This window comes from Jejuibacter sp. L23, assembly GCF_050815825.1.
GTDB classification, from domain to species: domain Bacteria; phylum Pseudomonadota; class Gammaproteobacteria; order Enterobacterales; family Enterobacteriaceae; genus Jejubacter; species Jejubacter calystegiae.
The window spans coordinates 1,870,901-1,888,425 of sequence record NZ_CP138199.1; the positions used below are offsets into that span (position 1 = coordinate 1,870,901).

11 protein-coding genes are annotated in these 17,525 nt (G+C 58.9%); 8 read left to right on the forward strand and 3 right to left on the reverse strand.

The annotated features are described in order from the left end of the window. Positions 1 to 7 precede the first annotated feature (7 nt). The 3 genes from cydC to trxB form a co-directional block, all read right to left on the reverse strand. Positions 8 to 1,741, reverse strand: a complete 1,734-nt coding sequence (gene cydC / locus SCU88_RS08655) for a heme ABC transporter ATP-binding protein/permease CydC (protein WP_175339759.1) — start codon at positions 1,739 to 1,741, stop codon at positions 8 to 10. Between the two features lies 1 nt (position 1,742). After that, positions 1,743 to 3,506 (reverse strand): heme ABC transporter permease/ATP-binding protein CydD, encoded by a 1,764-nt coding sequence (gene cydD / locus SCU88_RS08660; RefSeq protein ID WP_175339760.1) that lies wholly within the window; start codon positions 3,504 to 3,506, stop codon positions 1,743 to 1,745. Between the two features lie 120 nt (positions 3,507 to 3,626). After that, positions 3,627 to 4,592: a thioredoxin-disulfide reductase gene (gene trxB / locus SCU88_RS08665; protein ID WP_168198801.1), complete on the reverse strand. Its 966-nt coding sequence runs from the start codon at positions 4,590 to 4,592 to the stop codon at positions 3,627 to 3,629. 479 nt (positions 4,593 to 5,071) lie between these two features. Between trxB and lrp the strand changes: the two genes are divergently transcribed. From lrp to SCU88_RS08705, 8 genes are all read left to right on the forward strand, one after another. After that, positions 5,072 to 5,566, forward strand: a complete 495-nt coding sequence (gene lrp / locus SCU88_RS08670) for a leucine-responsive transcriptional regulator Lrp (RefSeq protein ID WP_000228469.1) — start codon at positions 5,072 to 5,074, stop codon at positions 5,564 to 5,566. A gap of 191 nt (positions 5,567 to 5,757) precedes the next feature. Beyond that, positions 5,758 to 9,672 carry a DNA translocase FtsK gene (gene ftsK, locus SCU88_RS08675; protein WP_175339761.1) on the forward strand — a complete coding sequence of 1,305 codons (3,915 nt, stop codon included), beginning with the start codon at positions 5,758 to 5,760 and terminating at the stop codon, positions 9,670 to 9,672. A gap of 141 nt (positions 9,673 to 9,813) precedes the next feature. Continuing rightward, a complete protein-coding gene (lolA, locus tag SCU88_RS08680; protein WP_175339762.1) occupies positions 9,814 to 10,425 on the forward strand; it encodes an outer membrane lipoprotein chaperone LolA in 612 nt (203 codons plus the stop codon). Positions 10,426 to 10,433: 8 nt separating this feature from the next. Continuing rightward, the gene (locus SCU88_RS08685) at positions 10,434 to 11,777 is read left to right on the forward strand and encodes a replication-associated recombination protein A (RefSeq protein ID WP_138096605.1); all 1,344 of its coding nucleotides are present in this window, start codon (positions 10,434 to 10,436) and stop codon (positions 11,775 to 11,777) included. Between the two features lie 92 nt (positions 11,778 to 11,869). Beyond that, positions 11,870 to 13,162: a serine--tRNA ligase gene (serS, locus tag SCU88_RS08690; RefSeq protein ID WP_138096607.1), complete on the forward strand. Its 1,293-nt coding sequence runs from the start codon at positions 11,870 to 11,872 to the stop codon at positions 13,160 to 13,162. A 216-nt stretch (positions 13,163 to 13,378) separates the two neighbouring features. Then, the gene (gene dmsA, locus SCU88_RS08695; protein ID WP_175339763.1) at positions 13,379 to 15,820 is read left to right on the forward strand and encodes a dimethylsulfoxide reductase subunit A; all 2,442 of its coding nucleotides are present in this window, start codon (positions 13,379 to 13,381) and stop codon (positions 15,818 to 15,820) included. Between the two features lie 10 nt (positions 15,821 to 15,830). Continuing rightward, positions 15,831 to 16,448, forward strand: coding sequence for a DMSO/selenate family reductase complex B subunit (locus SCU88_RS08700; RefSeq protein ID WP_138096610.1), 618 nt, complete (start codon positions 15,831 to 15,833; stop codon positions 16,446 to 16,448). 1 nt (position 16,449) lies between these two features. Continuing rightward, entirely contained in the window at positions 16,450 to 17,313 is an 864-nt protein-coding gene (locus SCU88_RS08705) for a DmsC/YnfH family molybdoenzyme membrane anchor subunit (protein WP_175339764.1), read from the forward strand. Positions 17,314 to 17,525: the final 212 nt, after the last annotated feature.

Sequence of the window (17,525 nt, forward strand, 5' to 3'; positions counted from 1 at the left end):
AGAATAGTTAAATCATAGCCTGGAGACGGCGATGAAACTGCGTGTAGCGTCCACCGCTGGCCAGCAGTGTCTCGTGGGAGCCCTGCTCGACAATATGCCCGTCATCCATCACCACAATACGATCGAAAGCCGACAAGCCGTGCAGGCGATGAGTCACCATCAGTAGCGTTTTGTCGGCGCAAAGGTCGCGCAGTAGAGCCAGGATCTGGCGCTCGGTGGCGGCATCCAGTCCCTCTGTCGGTTCGTCCATTAGCACCAGCGGCGCATTATGCAGCAGCGCACGGGCGATGCCCAGACGCCGTAGTTCGCCGCCGGACAGCTGGCGGCCCCCTTCACCGAGCCAGGCGTTGAGTCCCTGGTCCTGTAGCAATCCTGCCAGCCCGACGCGGGTCAATATGGCGGACAGGGTTTCGTCATCAGCCTGAGGGCTGGCGAGCAGCAGGTTATCGCGCAGGGTGGCGCTGAACAGCCAGGGGCGCTGGGGAACGACGCTGATGGCCGCCCGTAGGCTGGCTTCGTCGTAATCACGCAGTAGGCGTTCGCCCAGACGAATTTCCCCGCTATCGGGATCGCTGGCTCGCGTGAGTAAGCTTAGCAGCGTGGATTTCCCGCAGCCGGTCCGCCCCAGAATGGCAATATGCTCGCCGGGAGCGACCTGTAGCGAGACCGACTCCAGCGCATTGCGCTGCTGTTCCGGCCAGGCGAAGCTGACATTTTCCAGATTCAGGGAAGGCTGGTTCGGCGGCGTGGTCGGAGCGTCCGGAAAGGTGACCGTTGGCTTCTGTTCCGTCACCTGAGAGAGGCGCAGGGCGGAAGCAATGGTCTGCCCCAGGTGCTGGAAGGCGCCGGTGATGGGGGCCAGGGCTTCAAAGGCTGCCAACGCGCAGAAGACAAACAGGGCAATCAGCGCGCCAGGAGGCTGTTGGCTGCCGACGCCCGCCCCGGCAAGCCACAAAATCAGCAGCATGGTCAGACCGCCGGTCAGCAGCATCAGACTCTGGGACAGCGCGGTAAGCCCGGCCTGGCGGCGTTGGGCGTCAAGCCAGCGCTGCTCGGTATCGGTCATTTCATCGCGCCAGCGCTGGCTGGCGCCAAACAACGACAGCTCCGCCTGTCCGTGCAACCAGGCGATAAGCTGTTGACGATATTCGCCGCGCAGATGAGTCAGAGATTCGCCAATCGGACGCCCGGCGCGCCAGAACAGCGGCGGCAACAGCAGCAGCGTTAGCAGCATAATGCCCCCGAGGGTGAGCGCCAGGGTCAGATTCACCCAGCTCAGGCCGAAGGTAACCAGAATAATCACGACCAGCGCGCCGACCAGCGGTGAGATGACCCGTAGATAGAGATGATCCAGCGCGTCGACATCCGCGACCAGGCGATTCAGGAGATCTCCCTGGCGGAAGCGGCGCAGACCACCGGGCGAGAGCGGCAGCAGGCGGCTGAACAGGGTTACCCTCAGGTGTTGCAGAATGCGGAAGGTCGCGTCATGGCTGACCAGACGTTCAAAGTAGCGCCCGGCGGTACGGGTAATGGCCGCGCCTCGCACGCCCGCAGCGGGCAGCATGTAGTTAAAGGTCTGAAGCCCGGCAAGACCGGCCAGCGCCGAGGCGGAAAGAAACCAGCCGGAAAGGGTCAACAGGCCGATGCTGGCCAGTAGCGTCACCACGGCCAGTAAAATGCCTAACGTCAGGCGCCATTTATGACGGCGGAACAGGCCAAGCCAGGGCAGTAGCGCGCGCATATTAAATTTCCTCCTGTCGATGAGCCAGCAGGCGGGCAAAGGGGCCCTCTTCCTGAGCAAGCCGTTGCCAGTTTCCCTGTTGCACTATCCGGCCCTCCTGCATCACCCAAATGTCATCCCAGGTCTGCAGGACGTCGAGCTGGTGGGTGACCATCAGGGTGGTCTGACGCCGTGCGGCCCGCTCGAGTGCCGCCATCACCAGCTCTTCGCTGTGGGCGTCCAGACTGGCGACGGGTTCGTCCAGCAGCAACAGACCGCAGGGGACGATCAGCGCTCGCGCCAGCGCCACGCGCTGGGCCTGACCTACTGACAGGCTGGCGGCGTTTTCCCCCAGTTCGCTGTCCAGCCCGTGAGGTAACTGGGTCAAAAATTCACTGACGTATGCATCGTCAATCGCCTGTTTCAGGCGCGTTTCGTTGGTGGGATCGGCCAGCAGAATATTATCGCGCAGGGTCCGGCCCGGCAGGCGCGGGTTCTGCCCCAGCCAGCTCAGTCTGGCGCGCAGGCTGTCGGGGTCCAGCTCGCGCAGTTCAATACCGTTAACGGTCAGGGAACCTTCATAGGGAAGAAAACCGGACAACAGATTCAGTAATGAGCTTTTCCCGGCACCGCTCTGGCCAACCAGCGCCACCCGGGCCCCGGCGTTCAGGGTAAAGTTCAGGGGGCCGGCCAGTCGTGCGCCGGTGGGAGAAAGCACGACCAGATCGCGGGCTTCCAGGTTAAGGGCGCCTTCGCTATTGAGAGTACGAGTACCGTGCTCGGGGGCGTGCTGCGGCGAATCCATAAACTGCTGCAGGCTATCTGCAGCGCCGATCGCCTGGGCTTTAGCGTGATAGAAGGTGCCCAGATCGCGCAGCGGCTGGAAAAACTCCGGCGCCAGGATCAGCGTCAGAAAGCCGGAAAACAGGGTTACACCAGTACCGTAATGGCCGAAGTTGAGTTCCCCCAGGTAAGAGAAACCGAAGTAGACCGCCACCAGGGCGATAGAGAGCGAGGCGAAGAACTCCAGCACGCCGGACGAGAGGAACGCCAGACGCAGCACTTCCATGGTACGGCTGCGAAAATCTTCAGAGGCGTGGCGAATATTGTCGGTTTCGGCCGCGCCGCGATTAAACAGGCGCAGGGTCTCCATACCGCGCAGGCGATCGAGAAAATGACCGCTCAGACGCGACAGCGCCAGGAAGTTACGGCGGTTAGCATCGGCGGCCCCCATGCCGACCATCGCCATAAACAGCGGGATTAGCGGCGCGGTACCCAGCAGAATTAACGCGGCGGCCCAGTTTGAGGGCAGAATCGCCAGCACAATCAGCAACGGAATCGTCGTTGCCAGCGCCATCTGCGGCAGATAGCGGGCGTAGTAATCGTGCATATCCTCGACCTGCTCAAGGATGAGCGTGGCCCAGCTTCCGGCCGGTTTGCCCTGTATCCAGGCCGGTCCCGCCTGCTGCAGACGATCCAGCACCTTGTGGCGAATCTGGCGACGGATATGGAGCCCTGCCTGGAAGCCGACTTTTTCGCGCAACCAGGCCACCCAGGCGCGCAGGATCAGCACCAATAGCAAAAGTGCAAAAGGCAAAAGGAGCGCCTCCGAGGGAATTGCGCCGACGATCATATGGTCGAGCAGGCGGGCCAGCAGCCAGGCCTGGGCCACGATTAACAGGCCGCTGATAACGCCCAGCAGACGTGAAAGGTTAAGCCAGCGTCGGGAGGGAGCGCTCTGTTGCTTCAGCCAGCGGCTAAGCTCTTGTTGACGGGTCTTTTTCATTGCAAGCCAGGGGGTCAATTAAAATCCATTCGCCAGACCGGCGATTGTGCCCCGCAATGTTACATCGCAGCAAAAAGAAAGGCGACCTTATGAGGCCGCCTTAATCATTCAGGAGGAAAATCAGGCTTTATCGGCCAGCCCATCCAGATAGCGCTCTGCGTCCAGCGCGGCCATACAGCCGGTACCGGCAGAGGTAATGGCCTGGCGATAGATATGGTCCATCACGTCCCCTGCGGCGAATACGCCGGGGATGCTGGTCTGGGTGGCGTTACCCTGGCTACCGGACTGCACCTTGATGTAGCCATTTTCCAGATCCAACTGCCCGTCGAAGATCCCTGTGTTGGGGCTGTGGCCGATAGCCACGAACAGGCCCATCACTTCAAGCTCTTCGCTGTGCTGTGGATCTTTGGTATCAAGCAGGCGTAGACCAGTGACGCCCATTTCATCGCCGGTGACTTCGTCGAGCGTGCGATCGGTGTGGAGGATAATATTACCGTTCTCCACTTTATCCATCAGGCGTTTGATCAGGATCTTCTCGGCGCGGAAGCTATCGCGGCGATGGATCAGATGCACCTCGGAAGCGATGTTCGACAGATACAGCGCCTCTTCCACGGCCGTGTTACCGCCGCCGATGACGGCGACTTTCTGGTTGCGGTAGAAAAAGCCATCGCAGGTCGCACAGGCGGAAACGCCGCGTCCCTTATAGGCCTCTTCAGAGGGCAGACCCAGGTAACGGGCAGAGGCGCCGGTGGCGATAATCAGCGCGTCGCAGGTGTATTCGCCGCTGTCTCCAGTCAGGCGGAACGGACGGTTCTGCAGATCCACCTTGCTGATGTGGTCGAAGAGAATTTCAGTGTCGAATTTCTCAGCGTGTTCATGCATACGCTCCATCAACAGAGGGCCGGTCAGACCGCTGGGATCGCCGGGCCAGTTTTCCACCTCGGTGGTGGTGGTAAGCTGACCGCCTTTTTCCATACCGGTGATCAGTACCGGATTCAGATTGGCTCGGGCGGCATAGACGGCGGCGGTATAACCCGCCGGGCCAGAGCCCAGAATCAGCAGCCGGGAATGTTTCGCTGTGGCCATGAGATCCTCATTTTCGTTGGCTGACAATGGGCTGGATTGTAGGGAATTTGTCGCGGCAAAAAAAGAGCATTACCGTTTTGTTAACGATATGTGTAATAGGCAACGCCAATAAGTCAGGCAATCAGCAGAAAAAAATGGTGAAAAACGCAGGGCAGGGGGGTGAAAAAATGAGGAATAATCGTAATGGGTCATGAATATCTGGCATGTTTCACTAAAAAACGATGTTTTACTTTGACAATCACCTGCGCATTTGCGAAAACATTTGGGGAAGCATAGCGCGTAAGTTCAGGCCACGTCTGCCGTGGCGAGGGAGGTTGTGCGCTTTTACCGGGTTATCGCCAGCACCCATGGCGTGGACAGACGCCATGGGTAATGTCGATGGCTGCCGTGATTTCGGCAACGGTCTTCTCACGTAACCCGGAACAGTGACTGTTTACGGGTATGGCAGGTGAAGGAAGGAATACAGAGAGACAATAATAATGGTAGATAGCAAGAAGCGCCCTGGCAAAGATCTCGACCGCATCGACCGAAACATTCTTAATGAGCTGCAGAAGGACGGGCGAATTTCTAACGTTGAGCTTTCAAAGAGAGTGGGTCTGTCACCGACGCCGTGTCTTGAGCGCGTTCGTCGTCTGGAGCGGCAGGGCTTTATCCAGGGCTACACCGCGCTGCTGAATCCGCATTATCTGGATGCATCATTACTGGTATTTGTTGAGATTACTCTGAATCGCGGCGCGCCGGATGTATTTGAGCAGTTTAACGCCGCCGTTCAGAAACTCGAAGAAATTCAGGAGTGCCATCTGGTTTCCGGTGACTTCGACTATCTGTTGAAGACCCGCGTGCCGGATATGTCAGCCTATCGTAAGTTACTGGGGGAAACCCTGTTGCGCCTTCCAGGTGTTAACGACACCCGCACCTATGTGGTGATGGAAGAGGTCAAACAGAGTAATCGTCTGGTAATTAAGACCCGCTAATACGGAGCAGGTGCAAAATCGGCGTAGTTTGATTACACTCCTGTTAATCCATACAGCAGCAGTGCCGGGGCAGCCTGGCGCTGCTGTCCGTTTTAGCTACGGGCTGCTCCTGCAACGGTTCAACGCACCGACGCGAGGCCGAAAAAGCCTCCCCTGTGTTGTCGGGCACCCTTAAACCTGGAGAGCTTTTTTTGAGCCAGGAATATACAGAAGATAAAGAAGTCACATTGACAAGGCTGAGCAGCGGACGCCGTTTGTATGAGGCGTTGCTGGTGCTGATCGCACTGTTTGCCGTCTACCTGATCGTCGCTTTACTCAGCTTTAATCCCTCCGATCCCAGTTGGTCTCAGACCGCCTGGCATGAGCCGATCCATAACTGGGGCGGGGCACCCGGTGCCTGGCTTGCAGATACGCTGTTTTTCATTTTCGGCGTGATGGCCTGGGCTATTCCGATCATTATTCTCGGCGCCTGCGCCTTCGCCTGGCGCCGTCGCGATAACGATGACTACATCGATTATTTCGCCATATCGCTGCGCCTTATCGGAGCGTTAGCGCTGATTATTACCTCCTGCGGCCTGGCGGCGATTAACGCCGATGATATCTGGTACTTTGCCTCTGGCGGCGTGATTGGCAGCCTGCTCAGCACTGCCATGATGCCGCTGCTGAACAGCAGCGGCGGAACCATCGCGCTGCTGTGCGTCTGGGCCGCGGGTCTGACGCTGTTCACCGGCTGGTCCTGGGTCAACATTGCCGAAAAGCTGGGCAGCCTGGTGCTGACGGTGCTGACCTTTGCCAGTAACCGAACCCGTCGTGACAACACCTGGCAGGATGACGAGTACGATGACGAAGAGTACGACGACGAAGAGAGCCCGCAGCCGGCGCCGGAGTCAAACAAATCGCGCCGCGCCCGCATTCTGCAGGGGGCACTGGCTCGCCGCCGTCGCCTGGCGGAAAAATTTACCAACCCGGTAGGGCACAAAAGCGATGCCGCTCTCTTTTCCGGTAAGCGGATGGATGAAGAGGATCCGCTGTTTTCCGGTCAGGCGGCGGATGCTGCGCCTTATCGCGGACAGGAACGCTATAGCGATGACCCGCTGTTGAATGGCCATACCATCGCTGACTTCGCGGACGACCCGCTGATGAACGGTCAGCCGATTACCCAGGCCGCCGTCGCTCAGCCCGCCAGTGAGTGGAACGAGGCGCAGATGGCGGCGCCTTCGACCCAACGGGTGGAGATGCCTGCTCCGGAAAGCGGGAGCGCGCCCGCTATCAACTGGGAGCCTGCGCCGACCACCGTCACGCCGGAACCGGTTATCGCCCCGGCGCCGGAAAATATCCCGGTGGCGCAGCCTTACCAGCATGCCGCGCAGCAATTACCGAACGAAGTGACCAGCCACTGGTCGCCTCAGACTCCTGAGCAGGAGCCGCAGCTACAGCCGGAACAGTCCCAGCCGTATCATCAGCCGGAGCCGTATCCGCAATCTCAACCGTCTGAACCCTGGCATCAGCCTCAGCAGTATCCGCAAGATTCCGCGCTGGAAAGCGCTACACAGGTTGAAGCGCACGGAGCACAGCCGCAGGTTGGGGAAGAGGAGGTGAAGCCTTCTCGTCCGCCGCTCTATCACTTTGAAGAAGTTGAGGCGCGCCGCGCTCGTGAACGTGAGCAACTGGAAGCCTGGTATCAGCCTGTTCCTGAACAGGGACGTGAACCGGAACCAGCCAGACCGGACGTTAGCCAGGAAGTGCCTGGTGCGACCTTTATGCCTGACGATGCCGGGCTGCCGGATGGAGCCGCCGTGCCGGATCCCCAGCATGCCGCTCAGGTGGCGAAAGGCGTTGCGGGTGCCGGCGTGGCGGCGTCAGCCGCGAGTGCCGCCTCCTGGACCCCTCGTCCTCAGGTGAAAGAGGGGATTGGCCCGCAGTTGCCGCGTCCGAATCGGGTGCGCGTGCCGACGCGACGTGAACTGGCTTCCTACGGAATTAAGCTGCCTTCCCAGCGCCAGGCCGAAGAGCGCGCCCGGGCCGGACTTTCGAACAACGATCTCAGCGATGATGAGATCGAAGCCATGCAGCAGGATGAGCTGGCCCGCCAGTTTGCCGCCAGCCAGCAGCAGCGCTACGGCGAAGAGTATCATCACGACGAAGCGACGATTGATGAAAACGACGATGAAGACGCCGCGCTTCAGGCCGAGCTGGCGCGTCAGTTCGCCGAAACCCAGCGTCAGCGCTATAGCAGCGAGCAGGAGGAGCACCCGTCTACGCCTGCCGCTGTGCCGCAGCCTCAGCGCCCGGCATCCCTGTTTGAACCGGTCGAACCGCAGCCGCCGGTACAACCTCAGCAGGCGCCGGTACAGCAGCCTGGCTATGGTGCTCAACCGCAGCCGCCGGTACAACCTCAGCAGCCGCCGGTACAGCAGCCTGGCTATGGCGCTCAACCGCAGCCGCCGGTACAGCCTCAGCAGGCGCCGGTACAGCAGCCTGGCTATGGCGCTCAGCCCCAGCAGCCGGTACAGCCTCAGCAGCCACCGGCGCAACAGCCGGGCTATGGGGCGCAGCCGCCTCAGGACAGCCTGATCCACCCGTTCCTGGTGCGTAATGGAGACGATCGTCCGCTGCATAGGCCAACGACGCCGCTGCCGACCCTCGATCTATTGACGGCGCCGCCGACGGAAGTCGAACCCGTGGATACTTTCGCGCTCCAGCAGATGGCGCGCCTGGTTGAAGCACGGCTGGCCGACTTCCGTATTAAGGCCGATGTGGTGAACTATTCGCCGGGTCCGGTCATCACCCGCTTTGAGCTGAATCTGGCGCCGGGGGTGAAGGCCGCGCGTATTTCTAACCTGTCGCGCGATCTGGCCCGTTCGCTCTCTACCGTGGCGGTACGCGTCGTGGAGGTGATTCCCGGTAAACCCTATGTCGGCCTGGAGCTGCCGAACAAGAAACGCCAGACCGTCTACCTGCGAGAAGTGCTGGACTGCGACAAGTTCCGCGAAAGCAAATCGCCGCTGTCTGTGGTACTGGGTAAGGACATCGCGGGCGATCCTGTGGTGGCCGATCTCCAGAAAATGCCTCACCTGCTGGTGGCCGGTACTACCGGTTCAGGTAAGTCGGTGGGCGTTAACGCCATGATTATCAGTATGCTGTATAAAGCGACGCCGGAAGAGGTTCGCTTTATTATGATCGACCCCAAAATGCTGGAGCTGTCGGTCTATGAGGGCATTCCACATCTGCTGACCGAAGTGGTCACCGATATGAAAGACGCCGCTAACGCGCTGCGCTGGAGCGTTAACGAGATGGAGCGCCGCTATAAGCTGATGTCGGCGCTGGGCGTGCGTAACCTGGCCGGATATAACGAACGGGTGGAAGAGGCCGAGCGTATGGGCCGTCCTATCCCCGATCCGTTCTGGAAGCCGGGCGACAGCATGGATACCACCCATCCGGTACTGAAAAAAGAGCCTTATATCGTGGTGCTGGTGGATGAGTTCGCCGATCTGATGATGACCGTAGGCAAGAAGGTGGAAGAGCTGATCGCGCGTCTGGCCCAGAAAGCGCGTGCCGCGGGTATTCATCTGGTGCTGGCGACTCAGCGTCCGTCGGTGGATGTTATCACGGGTCTGATCAAGGCCAACATCCCGACCCGTATCGCCTTTACCGTTTCCAGTAAAATTGACTCCCGTACTATCCTCGATCAGGGCGGTGCTGAGTCGCTGCTGGGGATGGGGGATATGCTCTATGCCGCGCCAAACTCCACCATGCCGATGCGCGTCCATGGCGCCTTTGTGCGCGACCAGGAAGTACATGCGGTAGTGCAGGACTGGAAAGCGCGCGGCCGTCCGCAGTATGTTGACGGTATTACCTCCGACGGCGGCGGTGAAGGTGGCGGCGGCGGTTTCGACGGCGAAGAAGAGTTGGATGCGCTGTTCGACCAGGCGGTCGCCTTCGTGGTTGAAAAGCGTAAGGCGTCGATCTCCGGAGTACAGCGCCAGTTCCGCATCGGTTATAACCGCGCGGCGCGTATTATCGAACAGATGGAAGCGCAGGGGATTGTCAGCCCGCAGGGCCATAACGGCAACCGTGAAGTGCTGGCTCCGCCGCCGTTCGAATAGCGGCGGTCTGGCCTGTCGGCGCCGTGCAAAGTTGCGTAAAGAAATGGAAAATCAGCCATTTCCGCTGGCAGGCGCCAGGCTAAACGGCAACATAGATAGCCAGAACGACCCCCACCGGGGGCGAAACGTTGAGGGAACATTATGAAGAAAGTCGCAATTGCCTGTGCCCTGGCCTCGGGGTTTGTCATGAGTCACGCCTGGGCGAGTGCTGCCAGCGACCTGAAGAGCCGCCTGGATAAAGTCAGCAGCTTTGAAGCCAGTTTTACCCAGAAAGTGACGGACGCGGGCGGCGCGGCAGTGCAGGAGGGTGAAGGTCAGCTGTGGGTTAAGCGCCCGGATCTCTTTAACTGGCATATGACGGCACCGGACGAAAGCGTGCTGGTCTCCGACGGTAAAACGCTGTGGTTCTATAACCCGTTTGTCGAGCAGGCCAGCGCGACCTGGCTGAAAGATGCCACCAGCAATACTCCTTTTATGCTGATTGCGCGCAATCAGTCCAGCGACTGGCAGCAGTATAATATCAGGCAAAACGGTGATAGCTTTGTGCTGACGCCGAAGCGTAGCGGTGGGAATTTGAAAGAGTTCACCATTAACGTAAGCAACAACGGAACCATCAACCAGTTCGGCGCCGTGGAGCAGGACGGGCAGCAAAGCAGCTACCAGCTCAAGTCCCAGAAGAACGGTGCGGTGGATATGAGCAAGTTTAAGTTTACCCCGCCTCAGGGCGTGACGGTGGACGACCAACGCAAGTAGAGGCCTGAGTGAGCAATCTGTCGCTCGATTTTTCCGATAACAGCTTCCAGCCTCTGGCCGCGCGCATGCGGCCAGAGAATCTGGCCCAGTATATCGGCCAGCAGCATTTACTGGCCCCCGGCAAACCGCTGCCGAAAGCGATTGAAGCCGGACAGCTCCATTCGATGATCCTCTGGGGGCCGCCAGGCACCGGGAAAACCACCCTCGCAGAAGTGATTGCCCACTATGCCAATGCTGACGTGGAGCGAATCTCTGCGGTAACTTCCGGGGTAAAGGATATTCGTGAGGCCATTGAACGGGCTCGCCAGAGCCGCAATGCGGGTCGACGTACCATCCTGTTCGTTGATGAGGTGCACCGCTTCAATAAGAGCCAGCAGGACGCATTCTTACCCCATATTGAAGACGGCACTATCACTTTTATTGGCGCCACCACCGAAAATCCTTCTTTCGAACTTAACTCGGCTTTGCTGTCCCGGGCCAGAGTCTATCTGCTGAAATCCCTGACCACGTCAGACATCGAAAAGGTGTTGAATCAGGCCATGGAGGATAAAGCGCGCGGCTTTGGCGGGCAAAATATCGTACTGCCGGATGAGACGCGGCTGGCGATTGCCGGGCTGGTCAATGGCGATGCCCGCCGGGCGCTAAATACGCTCGAGATGATGGTCGATATGGCCGACGCCGATGCTGCCGGCAAACGGATACTGACGCCTGCGCTACTGACTGAAATTGCCGGTGAACGCAGCGCCCGTTTCGATAATAAAGGCGATCGCTTCTACGATCTGATTTCGGCGCTGCATAAATCGGTGCGCGGCTCGGCGCCGGATGCGGCCCTTTACTGGTACGCCCGCATTATCACGGCCGGTGGCGATCCACTCTATGTGGCGCGTCGCTGCCTGGCGATCGCGTCTGAAGACGTGGGTAATGCCGACCCCCGCGCCATGCAGGTGGCTATTTCCGCCTGGGACTGTTTTACCCGGGTAGGGCCAGCGGAAGGGGAGCGCGCCATCGCTCAGGCCATTGTCTATCTGGCCTGCGCACCCAAGAGCAATGCGGTCTATACCGCTTTCAAGGCTGCGATGGCCGATGCCCGCGAGCGTCCCGACTACGATGTGCCGCCCCATCTGCGCAATGCGCCCACCAAACTGATGAAAGAGATGGGCTACGGGCAGGAGTATCGCTATGCCCACGATGAGCCCGGCGCCTATGCCGCCGGTGAGGTCTATTTCCCTGAAGAAATGGGCCAGACCCGCTATTATCATCCCACTTCCCGGGGCCTTGAAGGCAAGATTGGCGAAAAGCTCGCCTGGCTCGCTGAACAGGATCAAAATAGCCCGACAAAACGCTACCGCTAGTGCGGACGTTGCGGTAAGGTTACCCTAATCTCAATCAGGCCGCAGGCTGCGGCCTTTTTATTCGTTCTCAATTCGATAAGCACAGGATAAGCATGCTCGATCCCAATCTGCTGCGTAACGAGCCAGACGCAGTCGCTGAAAAACTGGCACGCCGGGGCTTTAAGCTGGATGTAGATAAATTGCGCGCGCTTGAAGAGCGCCGCAAAGTGCTGCAGGTCAAAACGGAAAACCTGCAGGCTGAGCGCAATTCCCGATCGAAATCCATCGGCCAGGCGAAAGCGCGCGGCGAAGATATTGAGCCGCTGCGTCAGCAAGTCAATCAGCTGGGTGAAGAGCTGGATGCGGCGAAAGCCGAACTGGATACCCTGCTGAATGAAATTCGCGATTACGCGCTGACCATTCCCAACCTGCCGGACGACAGCGTACCGGTGGGTAAAGACGAGAATGAAAATGTCGAAGTCAGCCGCTGGGGTACCCCGCGTGAGTTCGACTTCGAAGTGCGCGATCACGTGACGCTGGGCGAAATGCACAGCGGGTTGGATTTTGCCGCGGCGGTTAAGCTGACCGGCTCGCGCTTTGTGGTTATGAAGGGGCAGATTGCTCGTATGCACCGCGCGCTGGCGCAGTTCATGCTGGATCTGCATACCGAACAGCACGGCTATAGCGAAAACTACGTGCCCTATCTGGTGAATCACGAAACGCTGTACGGTACCGGTCAACTGCCGAAGTTTGCGGGCGATCTGTTCCATACCCGCCCGCTGGAAGAAGAGTCAGACAGCAGCAACTACGCGCTGATCCCAACCGCGGAAGTGCCGCTGACCAACCTGGTGCGCGGCGAGATTCTGGAAGAAGAGTCTCTGCCGATTAAGATGACCGCCCATACCCCTTGCTTCCGTTCCGAAGCGGGTTCTTACGGTCGTGATACCCGTGGCCTTATCCGTATGCACCAGTTCGATAAAGTCGAGATGGTGCAGGTGGTTAACCCAGATCACTCTATGGATGCCCTGGAAGAGATGACCGGCCACGCCGAAAAAGTGCTGCAGCTGCTGGGTCTTCCGTACCGTAAAGTCGCGCTCTGTACCGGTGACATGGGCTTCTCCGCCTGTAAGACCTATGATCTTGAAGTCTGGGTACCGGCGCAGAATACCTACCGTGAAATCTCCTCCTGCTCTAACGTTGGGGACTTCCAGGCGCGCCGCATGCAGGCTCGCTGCCGCAGCAAGACCGAGAAGAAACCGCGTCTGGTACATACCCTGAATGGCTCAGGCCTGGCAGTGGGACGTACCCTGGTGGCAGTGCTGGAAAACTACCAGCAGGCCGATGGCCGCATTGAAATTCCAGAGGCTCTGCGTCCTTATATGAATGGCCTGACGCATATCGGTTAAGTCACATCTGTAAGAAAAAACGCCTTCGGGCGTTTTTTTTATGCCCGCCTTGATGCCTGACAAAGTCTTCTACCACTAAAGCAGTACCATTCCACGCACAGGGGAGCCCGTCGTAAAAAAATAAGGGCGCCTTGGTTGACCCTTTACCGCTCCCCGTATCGTTTCACTGGTGCAGCCTCCGGCCGTACCGTTTTAATGAGCAATGTGTGGGGTATCATGGAATACAAATCCTCCGGGGCAATTCTGGCGGCGGAGTTCAGCCGCCGCTCGCTGGTTAAAGGGGGCGCCATTTGTGGGCTGGCGGCCGCCAGCGGCGCACTGACGCTGCCCTTTTCCCGAACGGCTATCGCGGGTGCGATAGCGGGTGAAGACGCTCGTGAAAAAGTGGTCTGGAGTGCCTGTACCGTAAACTGCGGCAGCCGCTGTCCGCTGCGGATGCATGTGGTCAATGACGAAATCCGCTACGTTGAAACTGATAATACCGGTGACGATAACTATGAAGGGTTACATCAGGTACGCGCCTGTCTGCGCGGTCGCTCCATGCGGCGTCGGGTTTATAACGCCGATCGCCTGAAGTATCCCATGAAGCGTTCAGGCAAACGCGGCGAAGGTAAGTTCGAGCGTATCTCCTGGGAGGAGGCGTTCGATACTATCGCCAGCAATATGCAGCGCCTGATTAAAGATTACGGCAACGAGTCTATCTATCTGAACTACGGCACCGGTACTCTCGGTGGCACCATGACCCGCTCGTGGCCGCCGGGTAACACCCTGGTCGCCCGTCTGATGAACTGCTGCGGCGGTTACCTCAATCACTACGGTGATTATTCTACCGCGCAGATTGCTGAAGGTCTGAACTACACCTATGGCGGCTGGGCAGACGGTAACAGTCCTTCCGATATCGAAAACAGTCGACTGGTAGTGCTGTTCGGCAATAACCCCGGTGAAACCCGCATGAGCGGCGGCGGCGTGACTTACTACGTGGAGCAGGCCCGCGAGCGCTCTGATGCGCGGATGATCATTATCGATCCGCGCTACACCGATACCGGCGCTGGTCGTGAAGATGAGTGGATCCCCATCCGTCCGGGTACCGATGCGGCGCTGGTCGCGGCGCTGGCCTGGGTGATGATCAATGAAAATCTGGTGGATCAGCCGTTCCTGGATAAATACTGCGTCGGTTACGACGAAAAAACGCTGCCCGCGGGGGCTCCGGCTAACGGTCACTATAAGGCGTATATCCTGGGGCAGGGCAGCGATGGCGTGGCCAAAACGCCTGCCTGGGCTTCAGCCATTACCGGTATTCCCGAAGCGCGCATTATCAAACTGGCCCGGGAGATTGCCACAGCGAAACCGGCCTTTATTTCTCAGGGCTGGGGGCCGCAGCGCCATGCTAACGGCGAACTGGTCTCCAGAGCCATTGCCATGCTGCCGATCCTGACCGGCAACGTGGGGATCCATGGCGGCAACAGCGGCGCGCGTGAAGGCTCTTACAGTCTGCCGTTCGTGCGGATGCCGACCCTGGAAAACCCGGTTCAGACCAGTATCTCAATGTTCCTGTGGACCGATGCCATCGAACGCGGCCCGGAAATGACGGCGCTGAAAGACGGCGTACGCGGTAAAGATAAGCTGGATGTGCCCATCAAGATGGTCTGGAACTATGCCGGTAACTGTCTGGTGAACCAGCATTCGGAAATCAACCGCACTCACGAGATCCTGCAGGACGACAAGAAGTGCGAGCTGATTGTGGTGATTGATAACCATATGACCGCGTCGGCGAAATATGCCGATATTCTGCTGCCGGACTGTACCGCCTCTGAGCAGATGGATTTCGCGCTGGATGCCTCCTGCGGCAATATGGCCTACGTAATTTTTGCCGATCAGGCGATCAAGCCGCGTTTCGAATGCAAAACCATCTATGAGATGACCAGCGAAATCGCCCGCCGGATGGGAGTAGAGCAGCAGTTTACCGAGGGACGCACTCAGGAAGAGTGGCTGCGTCATCTCTATGCTCAGTCCAGGGAAGCGATTCCTGAACTGCCGGACTTCGACACCTTCCGCCGTCAGGGCATCTTTAAAAAGCGCGATCCAGAAGGTCATCACGTGGCCTATAAGGCATTCCGCGCCGATCCTAAGGCCAATCCGCTGACCACGCCGTCGGGCAAAATCGAGATCTACTCGGAGCAGCTTGCGCAGATCGCCGCCAGCTGGCAACTGCAAGAGGACGATGTTATCGATCCGCTTCCAGTCTACAGCGCCGGCTTTGAAAACTACGACGATCCGCTCAGCGAAAAATATCCGCTGCAGCTGACCGGTTTTCACTACAAGGCTCGCACTCACTCAACCTACGGCAACGTCGATGTGCTGAAGGCCGCCTGTCGTCAGGAGATGTGGATCAATCCGCTGGATGCCCGGGCACGCGGCATCAGCAATGGCGAGAGGGTGCGCATCTTTAACGGTCGCGGCGAAGTGCATATTCACGCCAAAGTCACGCCGCGTATCCTGCCGGGCGTGGTGGCGCTGGGGGAAGGGGCCTGGTACAACCCGGACGCTAACCGAATCGATCGCGCAGGCAGCATCAACGTTTTGACCACCCAGCGTCCTTCCCCGCTGGCCAAAGGTAATCCATCCCATACCAACCTGGTCCAGGTGGCAAAGGTTTAAGGAGTAGAGAATGACAACCCAGTATGGCTTTTATATCGACTCCAGCCGCTGCACCGGTTGCAAAACCTGCGAGCTGGCGTGTAAGGACTACAAAGATCTGACGCCGGATGTCAGCTTCCGCCGCATCTATGAGTATGCCGGGGGAGACTGGCAGGAAGATAACGGGGTCTGGCACCAGAATGTGTTCGCCTATTACCTTTCCATCTCCTGCAACCACTGCGCCGATCCAGCCTGTACCAAAGTGTGCCCGAGCGGCGCCATGCATAAGCGGGAAGATGGCTTCGTGGTGGTGAATGAAGATGTCTGCATCGGCTGCCGATACTGCCATATGGCTTGCCCCTATGGCGCGCCGCAGTACAACGCGGAAAAAGGGCATATGACCAAGTGCGACGGCTGCTATGAGCGGGTCGCGCAAGGCCATAAGCCTATCTGCGTGGAGTCCTGCCCGCTGCGGGCGCTGGATTTCGGCCCGATCGAGGAGCTGCGCCGCACCCATGGCGAACTGGCGGAAGTGGCGCCGCTACCGGCAGCACACTTTACCCGCCCCAATATTGTGATTAAACCTAACGCCAGCAGCCGTCCCTGTGGGGATACCACCGGTTATCTGGCCAACCCGAAGGAGGTGTGAGATGGGGAGTGGATGGCATGAATGGCCGCTGATGGTCTTCACCGTTCTGGGGCAGTGTGTGGCCGGTGGGGCGATTGTGATGGCGCTGGCGCTGCTGGGGGGAAACCTTCCGGCGGAACAGAGGCGTCGGGCCGAGCTGGCCATGGTGGTGCTGTGGGTACTGATGGGCATTGCCTTTATCGCCTCTGTACTGCACTTGGGTTCGCCGCTGCGCGCCTTTAATTCGCTGAACCGCATCGGTCAGTCGGCGCTCAGCAATGAGATTGCCGGCGGTTCGCTGTTCTTTGCGGTTGGTGGTCTTGGCTGGCTACTGACGGCGGTGAATAAGCTTCCGCCGCTGCTGTCGCGTTTGTGGCTGGTGGCGATGATTGTGCTGGCGGTAGTGTTTGTCTGGCTGACCAGTCGGGTATACAGCACCATCGATACCGTGCCGACATGGTATGGTTTCTGGACCCCGCTGAGTTTCTTCCTGACCATGCTTATCGGTGGTCCGCTGCTGGGTTACCTGCTACTGCGGGTGGCGGGCGTGGAAGGTTGGGCTCTGCGTCTGCTACCGGCGATTACGCTGCTGGCGCTGCTGGCAAGCCTGGTGGTGCTCTCGCTGCAGGGGGCGCAGCTTTCGGGGATCCACAGTTCCGTGCAGCAGGCGACGGCGCTGGTGCCGGACTTCGGGGCGCTGCTTTCCTGGCGTCTGATGTTGGTGGCGCTGGCACTGGCATTATGGATTGTGCCGCAATTGCGCGGCGCGCTGCCGGGTACCGGGCTGATGGTTATCGCCTTCGTACTGGTGCTGGCCGGTGAACTGATTGGTCGCGGCGTCTTCTACGGGCTGCATATGACGGTCGGTATGGCAGTGGCCGGATAACGGTTGTCAGGATGTTGAATAAGCCGACCTGTGGGTCGGCTTATTTATAGGGTAGCCACAAAAAAATTTTCCGCTTTTTCGATGAAATTTTTAGCGTGATCCGTTTCGCATCTTTCCTTGTTACTCCTTTAAATAACAATGAGATAGTAAATTGCGCCGTCACGCTGCTTCGCATAAGGATTAGTATTTCAAATCGTCGCCCGGCGGCGGTG